Raw genomic sequence first — 13,786 nt, 5'->3', positions numbered from 1 at the left:
GCCGTGCTGCTTTCCGATCGTGACATCCGTGCGGAGATCGCCGCTGGGCGTCTCGGGGTCGAGCCGCTCCTGGACAACCTGATCCAGCCGTCCAGCATCGATGTGCGCCTGGACCGCATGTTCCGGGTGTTCGACAACTCCCGCTACACCCACATCGACCCGGCTCAACGCCAGGACGAGCTGACCAGCCTGGTCGAACCGCGCGAGGGCGAGCCGTTCGTGCTGCATCCCGGCGAGTTCGTGCTCGGGTCCACGCTGGAGATCTGCACCCTGCCCGACGACCTGGCAGGTCGGTTGGAGGGCAAGTCGAGCCTGGGTCGCCTCGGGCTGCTCACGCACTCGACCGCCGGGTTCATCGATCCCGGGTTCAGCGGTCACATCACGCTGGAACTCTCGAACGTGGCGAACCTGCCGATCACCCTGTGGCCGGGGATGAAGATCGGCCAGCTGTGCCTGTTCCGGCTGAGCAGTCCCGCCGAGAATCCTTACGGCAGTGCCGCCGCGGGCTCGAAGTATCAGGGTCAGCGCGGGCCGACGCCTTCGCGGTCCTATCTCAACTTCCCGCTGCCGACCGAAGCGATCGACGCCGTCGAAGCCGAGCTGTAATTCGTTCGAGCCGAAGGGTTTCGGTCGGCGGGGACCGGCGACGCATTTCCGGTCCCCGCCGCCGAACTCCCGCCGCTTCCCCGGGATCGGCGGGAGCTCGCCGCGCCGACGCGCGGATCACCTTCCGGGAGTGCTCATTCCGGCGGCTCGCGCGCTCGGGCAGCTACATCGCTGCACCTTTCGAGGGTGCCCCGACACGCCGCGTGAGGGGGAGTTCGCCACGCGCGCCTTCTGCTGCCCCTCCACTGCCCTCCGCGCTTCTGCCGAATTGACTGTGGCCGGGGACACATCCGGATACGTACTCTGAGAAGGGAGTTCGGTCGGGGAAGGGATGTCATCGTGGTCCGGCAGTGGTCAGGGAGAGAGACCCGGGCCCTTCGCGATGCCAAGCGGATGAGCATTCGGGAGTTCGCCGCACACCTCGGTGTGCACGAAAGGCTCGTATCCAAATGGGAGGCGGGGGGTAGCCGGGTGCATCCGCGTCCGGTGAACCAAGCCGCCCTGGATACTTCCCTGGCCAGGTCCGACGAGGTTGTGCGGGCCCGGTTCGCGGCACTTGTCGATCAGCCGTTGCTGGATCGCGGGCCGACGGCCGAGACGGGGACGTCACCGGCGCGGCCGGGGCCGTCCAGCAGTGCGAGTGACGCGGATCTCCTGGCCCTCATCGGCTCCGGTGCGATCAGAGGTGATGCGTTGGCGTCGATTTCGGAGAGGGATCTGATCATGGCGGCTGCCCACGAGGCCAGCGATCACGTCGGCCGGGCCGAGAGCACCAATGTCGGTGCGACCACGTTGGAGCAGCTCGACGCGGATGTCGTGCGGATCGCCAACGACTACGTGCACATACCGCCGGTGCCGATGACCGTCGAGATGCTGCGCGTGCGCCGCCGCGTCTACCGGTTGCTGGAGGGCCATCAGCGCCCCGCCGACACCAGACACCTTTATCTGCTGGCGGGCACGCTGACCGGTCTGCTCGCCAATGCCAGCACCGACCTCGGCTATCTCGACGCGGCCGCCGAGCAGGTCAGGGCGGCCTGGGCCTACGCCGAGCTGTGCGATCACAACGGGTTGCGGGCCTGGACGCGCGGCATGCACGCGCTGATCGAATGCCGTTCGCAGCGGCCGCGCCGGGCGGTGCTGCTGGCCCAGAGCGGGCAGGAGTACGCCGAGTCGGCGACCGCGCGGGTGCGGCTGTTCAATATCGAGGCCAGGATGTGGGCGACGCTGGGCAATGCCGCCGACACCGACCGCTGCGTGCGAGCCGCCGACGAGGCGAGCACCCACGGCGCCGCCGATGACCTGCACGACGAGATCGGCGGGGTGTTCGGCTTCCCGGACGCCAAGGCCCAGTACTACGCGGGCGCCACGTACATCCACCTGGGACAGGCCGAGCAGGCGCTGGCCGCGACCAGCCGGGCTATCGAGCTGTATGCCTGCGGTCCGCTGGAGAAGCGGTCCTACGGCGCGGAGGCGCTCACCCGGGTGGACAGCGCCGCCGCGCATCTGATGAACGGCAGCCTCGACGGCGCGGCGGAGGTGCTCGCCCCGGTACTGGCGCTGGACGAGGATCGGCGGATCGCCCAGCTGTCCGAGCGGCTGTCCGGTGTGCGGCGCAGAATCGCTACGCCGCGCTTCCGCGACTCCGTTCGAGCCCGTGAGCTGGATGAACGCATCGAGGAGTTCTGTGAGGGGCCTTCGGCCAAGGGCATGTCGGCCGGTGGGCACTCGATCGGCGCCTGATGCGTAGTGGCGGCAGATGCGCCAGATAATCGGTTTGCTGGGGGTGGCACCATGGGAGAGGTGAGTCCTCATCTACCGCATCATCCGCCGCGTGTGCTCGAGCAGTCCACCAAGCTGCAGAACGTCGTCTACGAAATCCGTGGACCGGTACACGCACACGCGGCACGGCTGGAGGCGGAGGGGCATCGCATCCTCAAGCTCAACATCGGCAATCCCGCGCCGTTCGGGTTCGACGCCCCCGATGTGATCATGCGCGACATCATCGCCGCGCTGCCGCACGCGCAGGGCTACTCCGAGTCCAAGGGCATACTGTCCGCGCGCCGGGCGATCGTCACCCGCTACGAGCTGGTACCCGGCTTCCCTCAGGTCGACGTCGACGACGTCTACCTGGGCAACGGGGTCTCGGAGCTGATCACCCTGACCATGCAGGCGCTGCTGGACAACGGCGACGAGGTGCTGATCCCGGCCCCGGATTACCCGCTGTGGACGGCGATGACCAGCCTGGCCGGCGGTACGCCTGTGCACTACCTGTGCGACGAGTCCAACGGCTGGCAGCCCGACATCGCCGACATCGAAGCCAAGATCACCGACAAGACCAAGGCGCTGCTGGTCATCAACCCGAACAACCCGACGGGCGCGGTGTACTCGGCGGAGGTTCTGCAGCAGATCGTCGACCTGGCGCGCAAGTACCGGCTGCTGCTGCTGGCCGACGAGATCTACGACAAGATCCTCTACGACGACGCCAAGCACACCTCCCTGGCGACCCTCGCGCCGGATCTGCTGTGCCTGACCTACAACGGTCTGTCGAAGGCTTATCGGGTGGCGGGCTACCGTTCGGGCTGGATGGTCATCACCGGTCCCAAAGATCACGCGCGTGGGTTCCTGGAGGGCATCGATCTGCTGGCGTCGTCCCGGTTGTGCCCGAATGTGCCCGCGCAGCACGCGATCCAGGTCGCGCTCGGCGGATACCAGAGCATCGAGGATCTGATCCTGCCGGGCGGGCGGCTGCTGGAACAGCGTGATGTCGCCTGGGAGCGGTTGAACATGATCCCCGGAGTGTCGTGCGTGAAGCCGAAGGGCGCGCTGTACGCGTTCCCGCGGCTGGATCCGAACGTCTACGAGATCCAGGACGACTCGAAGCTGATCCTGGATCTGCTTCTCCAGGAGAAGATCCTGATGGTCCAGGGCACCGGCTTCAACTGGCCCGACCACGATCATCTGCGCATCGTGACTCTGCCGTGGGCGCGCGACCTCGCGGTGGCGATCGAGCGGTTCGGCAACTTCTTGGCGAGTTACCGGCAATAACCGGCATATTCGGCGAGCAGGGGCGATCGACGCAAAATCGCCCCGCTTCCGGCCTCAAAACATACCCAATGTTCGGATATCGGCGAGTTTTGAAGATCGGCTAGCGCAAAACGATGGGTTTTGTGTACAGTAGCTCTCGGCACTTCAAGTGCCCGGTCGGGTTGCCTACCCCCCCTGGGCAACCTGTACCTCGGGTTCCGGCCGCCTACCCCCCTGGGCCGCCGACCCTGCGGGCGGCGGAGACATCCCCCTGCTCTCCGCCGCCCCCTTCCCGAACCCCTCCCCTCGGCCGCTCGACTCGGCGGCAACAACCTCGGCGCGTGCCGTTTCGCCACATCAGCGCAACTCCGGCAGCCGAGCGGGGAGAGCTCATCCTTTAAGCTCGGCACCGCGTAGCTTCCCGGTCGCCGCCGTTTCCGTGTCCGGTCACGGCGCCCGGGACACGACGACAGGCAGGAGCCCGGTGAGCGACCACCACCATCACCACCACGACCATTCCGGACCCATCGCGATCGGCGCGACCGCGGCCCGGGTCGTGATCGGTCTGCTCACCGTGATCGGCGCGATCACTCTGCTGGCCACCGTCATGTTGTGGCCCGACCGCCAGAACATCGAGATCCCGCTGCCCATGCAGACCGCGGGCGGTGGGGCGGTGGAGACCGAGGCGGGCACGGTGGTGGCCGCCGATGTCGGCGCGTGCGGCAGTCCCTCCATCGGCAAGGTGTTCGCCGACAAGCCCGAGGCGCCGCGCAACGCCAACTACGAGTGCGAACGGGTGCTCATCGACATCGAATCCGGGCCGCACGCGGGCAACCGGACGTTGCTCGAGCTCTCACCCGGCCCCGGCCAGCCCTCGCTGGTGGCCGGCGACGAGATCCGTATCGTGCGCCAGACCGATCCCTACGGCACGCCGATGTACTCCTTCGACGACTACTCGCGCGGGTTCCCCCTGGCGTTGATCGCACTGGTCTTCGTCGTCGTGGTCATCGTGGTGGCCCGCTGGCGAGGTCTGCGGGCATTGCTCGGCCTCGGGTTCGCGTTCGCGGTGGTGGTGATGTTCCTGCTGCCCGCGCTGCTCGACGGCAAGCCGGCCATTCCGGTCGCCCTGGTGTCGGGTTCGCTGATCCTCTACGCGGTGCTGTACCTCGCGCACGGGGTGAACCTGCGCACTTCCTCGGCGCTGCTGGGCACGCTCACCTCCATGGTGCTCGCGGCGGTGCTGTCCTGGGTGGCGATCGAGATGACGCGGCTGACCGGGTTGTCGGAGGAACAGAACACCAACGTCGCCACCTACATCCAGCACGTCTCCATCACCGGACTGCTGTTGGCGGGGTTCATCATCGGCTCGCTCGGCGTGCTCAACGACGTCACCATCACCCAGGCCTCGGCCGCCTTCGAGCTCGCCGAGCTGGACAAAGAGGCTTCCCGCCGCGAGATTTTCGCCGCCGCCATGCGCGTGGGCCGCGACCACATCGCCAGCACGGTCTACACCCTTGTGCTCGCCTATGCCGGTGGCGCGCTGCCGTTGCTGTTGCTGTTCAGCGTGGCGGGGCGCTCGATCCGCGACGTGCTCGTGGGCGATGCGGTGGCGATCGAGATCGCGCGCTCCTCGGTCGGCGGTATCGCGCTCGCGCTGTCGGTGCCGTTGACCACCGGTATCGCGGTGCTGCTGGCGCGTCCGTTCGGCGGGTCGGGGGTCGTGACCGAGGCGGCGGTCGCGGCGTCGGGTCCACGGCACGGACGGGCTGCGGACGGGCGACCGGCGCGGCGGCGACCTGCCGAGCGGGCGGAGGTCGGGGTCCGACCGCGAAGGACCGGAGCGCCACGACGCAGGTTGCCGGGCAGCGAGACAGGTGAGCGGCAGGCAGTCGGTGCGACGGGTGATCGCGGATCGGCTCACGACGTCGCCGGCGGGTCGGCCACGACCGGCCCCGACACCGGTGGTTGGCCGATCGCGGGCGCGGGCACGCCCGGCGGCCGATCAGCGGAGAACAGAACCGTCGGCGGCCACCCGGCCGGGGCCGGGGCGACCGGCGGGTGGCCCGCTCAGAGTGGTCCGGCGGACCAGTGGTTCGCGGCGCGTCGGCCACACGAGAGCGCGACGGCTGCGAGGTGGCCGACGGACGGAGGGCCGGTGCAAGCGCCGTCCGGGAACACCACGGCCGCGGATGGTCGGCGGGCGGACCAGCGGTCGGCGGATGCCTGGCAGGAAGACAGCCGGTCGGCGGATGCTTGGCAGCAGGACAGCCGGTCGGCGGATGCTTGGCAGCAGGACAGCCGGTCGGCGGATGCTTGGCAGCAGGACAGCCGGTCGGCGGGTGGTCGGCAGGCGGACAGCGCATCGCCCGACGCGTGGCAGGCCGGCGACAACGCGGCCGAGGGGTGGCCGGGCGAGCGTGGTTCGCACGAGCAGGGGCGGTACCCGCGGGGCGCATACGACCAGCGCTGGGATGCCGACGATGTCCGCGGCCGGGATGCGGGCGAGGAGTACCCGCGGCGCTGAGGGCTCCCGCGGCCTGCGCAGGGCCGCGCCACGCCGGTGCGGCTCGTTCGGAGCGTGCGGTCGGACATCGGACACCGTGCTGCCGCCGACCGCGGTCGACCGAAGATCACCCCGGGGTGATGTGTGACGGTCCCCCGAGGAAAGAACCGGTAGGCGGATCCGGAAGTCCAGGACTCAGCGCGGCGGTGGCGCGGGGAAGGGGAAGGCCTCGGGCGGGATCGTCGGAATCACGATCGGGGGGAGACCGGGCACGACGAAGGTGTTGGGTCCGGGCGTCGTCGGTGGCACGGTGGTGGTAGCGCGCGGCGGGCCCACCACGACGGACTCCTCGACCTCGGTGGTCTCGGGGGCGACCGCGATCTGGGGTTCCAGGGTGGTCGTGCGCGGTGGGGTGGTGGTCGGGACCGAGGTGAGATCGTCGTCGCTGCGGTCGCGTTCGAGCACCTGCGGACCGTAGCCGAGGCCGAGGCCGATGGCCGCGACCACGACCAGTGCGCTCACCGTGAGCACCGCGCCGTTCACCTCGGGCCTGCGGTCGTTGCGCGTCGCGGCGGCCAGCCAGTCGGGCATGCTCGCGTCGAGCTTGTCGCGCTTGGAGGCTCGTTTCCTGGGCGCGGACGACAACCACGCGGGAGACATCTCGTCGTCGAAACCGCCGACCCGCCCGTTCTGCTGATGCGCGTTGGCGTCGGCGGGCACCGACACCGGCCGGGCGGGCGTGGGCGCCGGCCGGGCGGCGGCGGGACGGCTCTGCACCGGGCGCGCCAACAGTGCCGCGCCGCGCGCGATCACGGTCTCCGGGTTCTCCGGCACGATCACCTGCACGCCCATCCAGCGTTCGAGCACCTTGCCCAGCAGCGGGATCCGCGCGCTGCCGCCGATGGCGAGCACGCCGTGCGCCGGGCGGTCCGAGCGCACGATCACATCGCGGGCCATGCGCGCCGAGGATTCGATCGCCAGCATGATCAGCGATTCGAGGTTCTCCTGTGTGAGCAGCACCAGCCCCTGCCTGCTGGGCAGGGCGACCGCGGTGTTGGACGACAGCTGTTCCTTGGCCTCCCGGCACAGCACGTCGAGCGCGGCCAAGCCGGCCTCGTCCTGCGGGTGCGCGATCCGGCCGGAGGCGATCTGCTGTTCGCGGATCAGCGAATCCAGGTAGTCGCCGCTGATGTCGCTGGTGCGCTCGGTGTGGCGCACCTCCCTGGTCTGCGCGTCGACGACGCTGACCGTGAGCCCGGAACTGCCCAGGTCGTAGACCACCAGCGAGGAGATGCCGCGGATGTCCCCGGTGGCGTGCGCGTACTCCATCGCGGCGACGGTCTCGGGGATCAGTTCGTAGTCGGTCAGCTGCTGCCGGGCCATCGCGGCGCGCAGCGCGTGCGCCTGCTGCTCGTTGCGGTAGGCGATGGCGGTCGCGCCGATGTCCGGCGTGGTGGCCAGTGCGACGCCCACCGCTTCGGCGGCCAGCTCTTCGGCGCGCTGCGGGGGCGGTACCGGTATAGATTGAACGTCGAAGGCGTCCGGATCGAGGTTCGTGGCGGAGTTTCCGGCGTGTGGGCGCACCAGACGGACGGTGCTCGCCCCCACCGACACTCCCAGTACCGAACTCATCTGCTGCCTATCTCGTCCCGCGTGCGCTCGCCTTCGAACGCGCGCCTCTGCGCATGATCGACACGATCAGTGCGACCCGCTTCCGGCGACCCTACCGGCGGCGCTCGCTCGCACCGGAGGCTGTGCCAGCGCTCTCAGAGCGCCCGGCGAGGCCTCGCCAGGCCACTCTACGGGGTGCCGAGTCCGGCGTACACCCATCCCGCGGCTCGCCAGGACGCCCGATCCAGGCAATTGCGGCCGTCGATGATCGAGCGGGTGCGCACCACATCGTCCAGATCCACCGGCCGCAACGCGGTGAACTCGCTCCATTCGGTGAGCACGAGCACCACGTCGGCGCGGTCGCAGGCCTCGGCGATCGAGGTGGCGTAGTTCAGCGTGGGGAAGACCCGCCGTGAGTTCTCCAGCGCCTTCGGGTCGTACACGGTGACCACCGCGCCGTGCAGTTGGATCATGCCCGCGACGTTCAGCGCCGGGGAGTCGCGCACGTCGTCGGACTCGGGCTTGAAGGCCGCGCCGAGCACCGCGACGTTCGCGCCGAGCAGCGAACCGCCCACGGCCGTGGTCGCCATGTCCACGACCTTGGTCCGGCGCCGCATGTTGATGTTGTCCACCTCGCGCAGGAAGGCCACCGCGTGCCCGGCGCCGAGTTCCCCGGCGCGCGCCATGAACGCGCGGATGTCCTTGGGCAGGCACCCGCCGCCGAAACCCAGTCCGGCGTTGAGGAAGCGGCGCCCGATGCGGGCGTCGTAGCCGAGCGCGTCGGCCAGCACGGTCACATCCGCGCCGGTCGCGTCACACACTTCGGAGACGGCGTTGATGAACGAGATCTTGGTGGCGAGAAAGGCGTTCGCCGAGGCTTTCACCAGTTCGGCGGTCGCGAGATCCGTGCTGAGGAAAGGGACGTCGTTGTCGAGCAGATCGGCGTAGACCTCGCGCACCACGTCTTCGACCCAGGCCGAGGCGGGGCGGTCGCGATCGACGCCGAGCACCAGACGGTCCGGGCGCAGGGTGTCCTGCACGGCGTAGCCCTCGCGTAGGAATTCCGGGTTCCAGGCCACCTCGACATCGAGGTCGGTCAGTGCCCTGGCGCGGCGCCCGAGCGCGGCGGCCGTACCCACCGGGACGGTCGATTTGCCGATGATCACCGACGGCTCGAGCAGGCGGGGGACCAGCGCGTCGACCACCGAGTGCACGTGGGTGAGGTCGGCGGCGTACTCGCCCTTCTTCTGCGGGGTGCCCACGCCGAGGAAGTGCACGCGGGCGTGCGCGGCGGCCTCGTCGTAGGAGGTGGTGAAACGCAGCCTGCCCGCGTCGAGATTGCGTCGCAACACCGCCTCGAGCCCGGGTTCGTAGAAGGGGACCACCCCGTCGGAGAGCTTGGCCACCTTGCCGGGATCGATGTCCACCCCGACCACGTCGTGTCCCAGTTCGGCCATGCACGCCGCGTGGGTCGCCCCGAGATACCCGGTTCCGAAGACTGTGCATCGCATGATCGATTGGTATGCCGCCACGATGTCCACGCCGCGTCAGTGAGGCAAGGGTCACGGCAACAGCGGATGTACAGGCGGAAACACGCTGGTCGGGCCGTTGCGCGTGCCAGGAGGGTGGACACGCGGCCTAGCATCGTCGGGGATGAGTGGTGTTCGGCCGGCCGGTGCCCGGCACCCGCGACGACCGTCTCGGCCCCTGCTCTGCGCTCTCGCCGCGCTTGTCGTGCTCGGCCTGACGGTGGCGGCGCTGTGGCCGGTCTATGTGCGCCCGCGTACCGATCCACCCGCCCCGGCGGACGCGATCCTGGTGCTCGGCGGCGCTCACGACGGCCGTGAGCAACTCGCCCTTCGGCTGGCCCGTGCAGGCTACGCGCCGCGCGTGCTGTTCTCCGATCCCTATGAGTACAGCGCCCGCATGAACCGGATCTGTCACGGCGGCTACAGCTTCGAGGTCGTCTGCTTCGATCCCGACCCGCGCACCACGCGCGGCGAGGGCCGCGCGCTGGCCGCCCGCGCCCGTGCCGAGGGGCGGACCCGCGTCATCGTCGTCACCTTCACCCCGCACATCTCCCGCGCCCGCTACGTCATCGGCAAATGCTGGGACGGCGAACTGCTCTTCGCCGACCCGCGCCCGGAGTTGTCGGTCATGCGTTGGGCCTACGACTACCTCTACCAATCCGCCGCCTATATCGAGGCATTCTTCGAGGACTGCTGACGGCGGCAAGGGGTCTAACTGCGGGCATGTGGCATCAGTTTGATTTCCGCTGGCACCGGCCTTAGATTGAGGGTCGTGTTGGCCTGTGGCCAACAGCCTGTGAGCCGGGAGGACAGATGGATTTCAACTGGTCAGAGGCCGACCTGGCCTTTCGGGACGAGGTGCGAGCCTTTCTCGACGAGAAACTAACGCCCGAGATCCGCCGGGCCGGACGCCTCATGACGAGCGTCTACCCCGACCACGAGGCCAGCATGGCCTGGCAGGCGATCCTGCACGAGCGCGGTTGGGCCGCGCCGCACTGGCCGGTGGAGCACGGCGGCTGCAAGTGGAGCCTGACCCAGCACTACATCTTCAGCCGGGAATGCACGCTGGCGGGCGCGCCGGTGCTCTCGCCGATGGGCATCAGGATGGTCGCCCCGGCGATCGTCGCCTACGGCACCCCGGAGCAGAAGGACTACTTCCTGCCGCGAATCCTGACCGGCGAGGTGTTCTTCTGCCAGGGCTACTCCGAGCCCGAGGCCGGTTCCGACCTGGCGTCGCTGTCGATGGCGGCTGTCGAGGACGGTGAAGACCTCATCTGCACCGGTTCCAAGATCTGGACCACCCACGCCACCGAGGCGAACTGGATCTTCTGTCTGGTCCGGACCTCCCGCACCGGTAAGAAGCAGGAGGGCATCACCTTCCTGCTCATCGACATGACCACCCCGGGCATCGAGATCCGCCCGCTGGTGATGTCCTCCGGCGAGGAGGTGCAGAACCAGGTCTTCTTCGACAATGTGCGCGTACCCAAGGCGAATGTGCTCGGCACGATCGACGAGGGCTGGACGGTCGCGAAGTACCTGCTCGTGCACGAGCGTGGCGGTGCGATGTCCCCGATGCTGCAGGTCATGGCGCAGGAACTCACCGAGGCCGCGGCCGCGGTGACCGCTTCCGACGGCGGCAGGCTCATCGACTACCCGGCCTTCGCCGCGCGCCTGGCCGACGCCCGCATCCGCACCGAGGTGCTGGAGGTGCTCGAGCACCGGACGCTGTCGCTGATGGCGCAGGGCAAGAACCCCGGCCCGTCGTCGTCGATGCTGAAGATCCTGTCCACCGAACTGAGCCAGCAGCTCACCGAACTCGCGCTGGAGGCGGCGGGTCCGCAGGGCTGGGCCTACCAGCCGCACGCCACCGCGCCGGGCGGCCCGATCGCCAACTACACCCCGCCCGCCGACGGCTATCACAGCGGCGCGCCGTGGCAGGCCGTCGCGCCGCTGCGCTACTTCAACGACCGTGCGGGCTCGATCTACGCGGGCAGCAACGAAATTCAGCGAAACATTCTCGCCAAGGCAGCATTGGGGCTCTGATGGACTTCACACTCACCGAGGAGCAGCAGCTCCTGCGCGACACCGTCGCCGGTTACCTCGCCGCCCGTTACGACCTCGAGAAGAGCCGCGCCGCGATCAAGACCGGCGAGGGCTGGCAGCCCGCCATCTGGCGCGGATTCGCCGAAGAGCTCGGCATTCTCGGCGCGACCCTGCCCGAGGAGGTGGACGGCATGGGCGGCGGCGCCGCCGAATTGCTGGTCATCGCCGAGGAATTGGGTCGCGCGCTGGTCGCCGAACCGTTCATCGACACCGTGGTGGTCGGCGGTGGCCTGCTGGGACGCTCCGGCGGCCGGGAGGATGTGCTGCGCGGCATCGTCGCCGGTTCGGTGCGCACCGCGTTCGCGGCACTGGAGCCGACCTCCGGCAACGTCCTGCACGCCGTGCGGACCACCGCTCGCCGCGACGGCGACGAATGGGTGCTCGACGGCGCGAAGATCCTGGTCACCAGCGCCCCGCTGGCCACCCACCTGATCGTCTCCGCCCGCACCTCCGGCGAAGAGCGCGACACCGACGGCCTCTCGCTGTTCGTCCTGCCCTTCGACCCGCAGAACCTGCCCGCCGGAGTCGAGTACCACGGCTACCGCACGATCGACGACCGTCAGGCCGCCGACTTCGTGTTCACCGGCGTGCGCCTGCCCGCCGATGCCCTGCTCGGCGCCGAAGGCCGGGCCTGGGCGGCCGTCGAGCCCACCGCCGCGGACGCGATCGCCGCGATCAGCGCCGAGGCCGTCGGCCTGCTGCGCAAGGTGTTCACCGACACCGTCGAATACACCAAGCAGCGCCAGCAGTTCGGCGTTCCGATCTCGAGCTTCCAGGCCCTGCAGCACCGCATGGTCGACATGTACATGGAACTCGAACAGGCCGCCGCCGCTTCGCAACTCGCCGGCGCCGCGCTGTCGGCCGAACCCGCCGAGCGGGCCCGCGCCCTGTCCGCGGCCAAGGTCACCGTCGGCCGCGCCGCCCGCTTCATCGGCCAGAACGCCGTCCAGTTGCACGGCGCGATGGGCATGACCGAAGAGCTGGCCATCGGCCACTACTTCAAGCGGCTCACGGTGCTCGAGCGCGAGTTCGGCAGCACGGATTACCACCGCACCCGGTACGCGGAACTCACGCGGCCGTAAGGATTGAGGGAGGAGCCCGGAAACAGCTGTTTCCGGGCTCTTCGCGCATTTCAGACCTTGTGGGGCTCAGATATCGGTCGAGGCAGGAGCTGTTGCACGTCGGCCGTCGATGTGACACGCCCGGTCACAGGTGAACTTCTGAACTAGTTCAGATACCCTGGATGTATGGGTTCGACAGCAACATGGTCCGAGTTCCTACGAGACCCGAACCGGGTGATCGAGTCGATGGAAGCGCACGGTGACGTCACCCTTGTTCGCCGTTCTGCGACGCCGGTGCGTCTGTCCGATGCGGCGGAGGCGGACGCCACCCAGCAGACACTCGGTGCGCTCACACAGCTGCTCGCCCTCGCCATGGACGACGATGTGCTCGAGCGTGTAGTGGGTCGGCTGACGATCATTTTCCCGTGGATGGAACTGTTGCCGGAACCGGAGCGTGCCGAGTTCGTCGCCGATTTCCTGGCCCAGGCGCGGGGCGGTCTTTCGATAGGGCGGCTGAGTGGCCTCACCGAGACACTCGAGGCGTGGCGCGACACTGCCGCCGCGTATGCCGATCCCCGTATTCGCGTCGACGGGTCCGATCTCGACTACCTCGACGAGGCGGTTCCGGTGTCGGATCCGAGGGGGCGCGAGTGAGCAAACGTGGGGGAGTGCCGCGTCCACTGAAGCGGGCGGAATTCGAGCTTGTCTTCATCACGAGCGAGGCACAGAAGGGCTGGACGGATTGTCTCGCTGCGGCGCGTAATGCGATGGTCGAGGCATGGGAGCATCTCACCCGCACGCCCGAGATGCGATCTGCGCGACTGTATCCCTTGAAGGGGGACCTCAGGTACGGAAGCTACCGAGGACAGACCTACGAGCGATTCCAATACAAGTTCTCCGATGCTGGTCGGCTCTGGTACTTCGTTGAGCACGCGCCGAAAGGCAGCAGGACAGCCGGACGAGTTCTGCTCGAACGCTGTATGCCGGGGCACCCCAAGGAGACCGAATAGCCCGGGCGGTAATGCAGTGCGGCCCCCGATAGGTGGGGACCGATCCGGGGCGGGAATTCGGTGCCCTATCACATCAGACTCAGGCCCGACGAGAGACCGGGCAGGACCCATTGCGGGAACTCGGCGAAAGACACGCAATTGGCGGTGCTGCCGGTGCTGGGCCAGCAGTCACCTGCGACCACCGCGCCGCTCGGGAGCGGCTGGGCCTGGGCCGCGGCACTGAGTGGCGATCCGAGGACGAGTGCGGCGAAGACGAGGACAGTACTCGCGAGTCGCTTCATGCTGTGGACGCCGGCCATGGGCTACGCGGATCGGCAGACCGCATTCTCCGGGGCAACC

10 protein-coding genes and 1 pseudogene are annotated in these 13,786 nt (G+C 68.9%); 8 read left to right on the top strand and 3 right to left on the bottom strand.

All coding sequences use genetic code 11. The annotated features are described in order from the left end of the window. The first annotated feature begins 3 nt into the window (after positions 1–3). From dcd to IU449_RS18230, 4 genes and pseudogenes are all read left to right on the top strand, one after another. Positions 4–606 carry a dCTP deaminase gene (gene dcd / locus IU449_RS18245; RefSeq protein ID WP_195003331.1) on the top strand — a complete coding sequence of 201 codons (603 nt, stop codon included), beginning with the start codon at positions 4–6 and terminating at the stop codon, positions 604–606. A gap of 723 nt (positions 607–1,329) precedes the next feature. Further along, complete coding sequence (locus IU449_RS18240) at positions 1,330–2,346, top strand: XRE family transcriptional regulator (protein WP_228805155.1); 1,017 nt, start codon at positions 1,330–1,332, stop codon at positions 2,344–2,346. Positions 2,347–2,397: 51 nt separating this feature from the next. Next, complete coding sequence (locus IU449_RS18235) at positions 2,398–3,651, top strand: pyridoxal phosphate-dependent aminotransferase (RefSeq protein WP_195003329.1); 1,254 nt, start codon at positions 2,398–2,400, stop codon at positions 3,649–3,651. 463 nt (positions 3,652–4,114) lie between these two features. Further along, a pseudogene (locus IU449_RS18230) lies at positions 4,115–5,395 on the top strand (YibE/F family protein); the annotation flags it as partial. Between the two features lie 933 nt (positions 5,396–6,328). Here the strand turns inward: IU449_RS18230 and IU449_RS18225 are convergent. After that, positions 6,329–7,765, bottom strand: coding sequence for an Hsp70 family protein (locus IU449_RS18225; RefSeq protein WP_228805153.1), 1,437 nt, complete (start codon positions 7,763–7,765; stop codon positions 6,329–6,331). Positions 7,766–7,932: 167 nt separating this feature from the next. After that, positions 7,933–9,255, bottom strand: a complete 1,323-nt coding sequence (locus IU449_RS18220) for a UDP-glucose dehydrogenase family protein (protein WP_195003328.1) — start codon at positions 9,253–9,255, stop codon at positions 7,933–7,935. Between the two features lie 142 nt (positions 9,256–9,397). On the opposite strand from IU449_RS18220, the gene IU449_RS18215 reads away from it, so the two are divergent. The 4 genes from IU449_RS18215 (at position 9,398) to IU449_RS18200 (ending at position 13,091) form a co-directional block, all read left to right on the top strand. Next, positions 9,398–9,970, top strand: coding sequence for a YdcF family protein (locus tag IU449_RS18215; RefSeq protein WP_195003327.1), 573 nt, complete (start codon positions 9,398–9,400; stop codon positions 9,968–9,970). A gap of 116 nt (positions 9,971–10,086) precedes the next feature. After that, on the top strand, positions 10,087–11,316 hold the full coding sequence (locus IU449_RS18210; RefSeq protein ID WP_195003326.1) for an acyl-CoA dehydrogenase family protein: 1,230 nt from the start codon (positions 10,087–10,089) through the stop codon (positions 11,314–11,316). Beyond that, on the top strand, positions 11,316–12,458 hold the full coding sequence (locus IU449_RS18205; RefSeq protein ID WP_195003325.1) for an acyl-CoA dehydrogenase family protein: 1,143 nt from the start codon (positions 11,316–11,318) through the stop codon (positions 12,456–12,458). The genes IU449_RS18210 and IU449_RS18205 overlap by 1 nt, the downstream gene beginning before the upstream one ends. A gap of 165 nt (positions 12,459–12,623) precedes the next feature. Beyond that, complete coding sequence (locus IU449_RS18200) at positions 12,624–13,091, top strand: hypothetical protein (protein ID WP_195003324.1); 468 nt, start codon at positions 12,624–12,626, stop codon at positions 13,089–13,091. Between the two features lie 424 nt (positions 13,092–13,515). Here the strand turns inward: IU449_RS18200 and IU449_RS18195 are convergent, their stop codons facing one another. Further along, complete coding sequence (locus IU449_RS18195) at positions 13,516–13,728, bottom strand: hypothetical protein (RefSeq protein ID WP_195003323.1); 213 nt, start codon at positions 13,726–13,728, stop codon at positions 13,516–13,518. Between the last annotated feature and the right edge of the window lie 58 nt (positions 13,729–13,786).

Source organism: Nocardia higoensis, assembly GCF_015477835.1.
GTDB lineage: Bacteria > Actinomycetota > Actinomycetes > Mycobacteriales > Mycobacteriaceae > Nocardia > Nocardia higoensis_A.
This window is presented reverse-complemented; position numbering and strand designations above follow the sequence as displayed.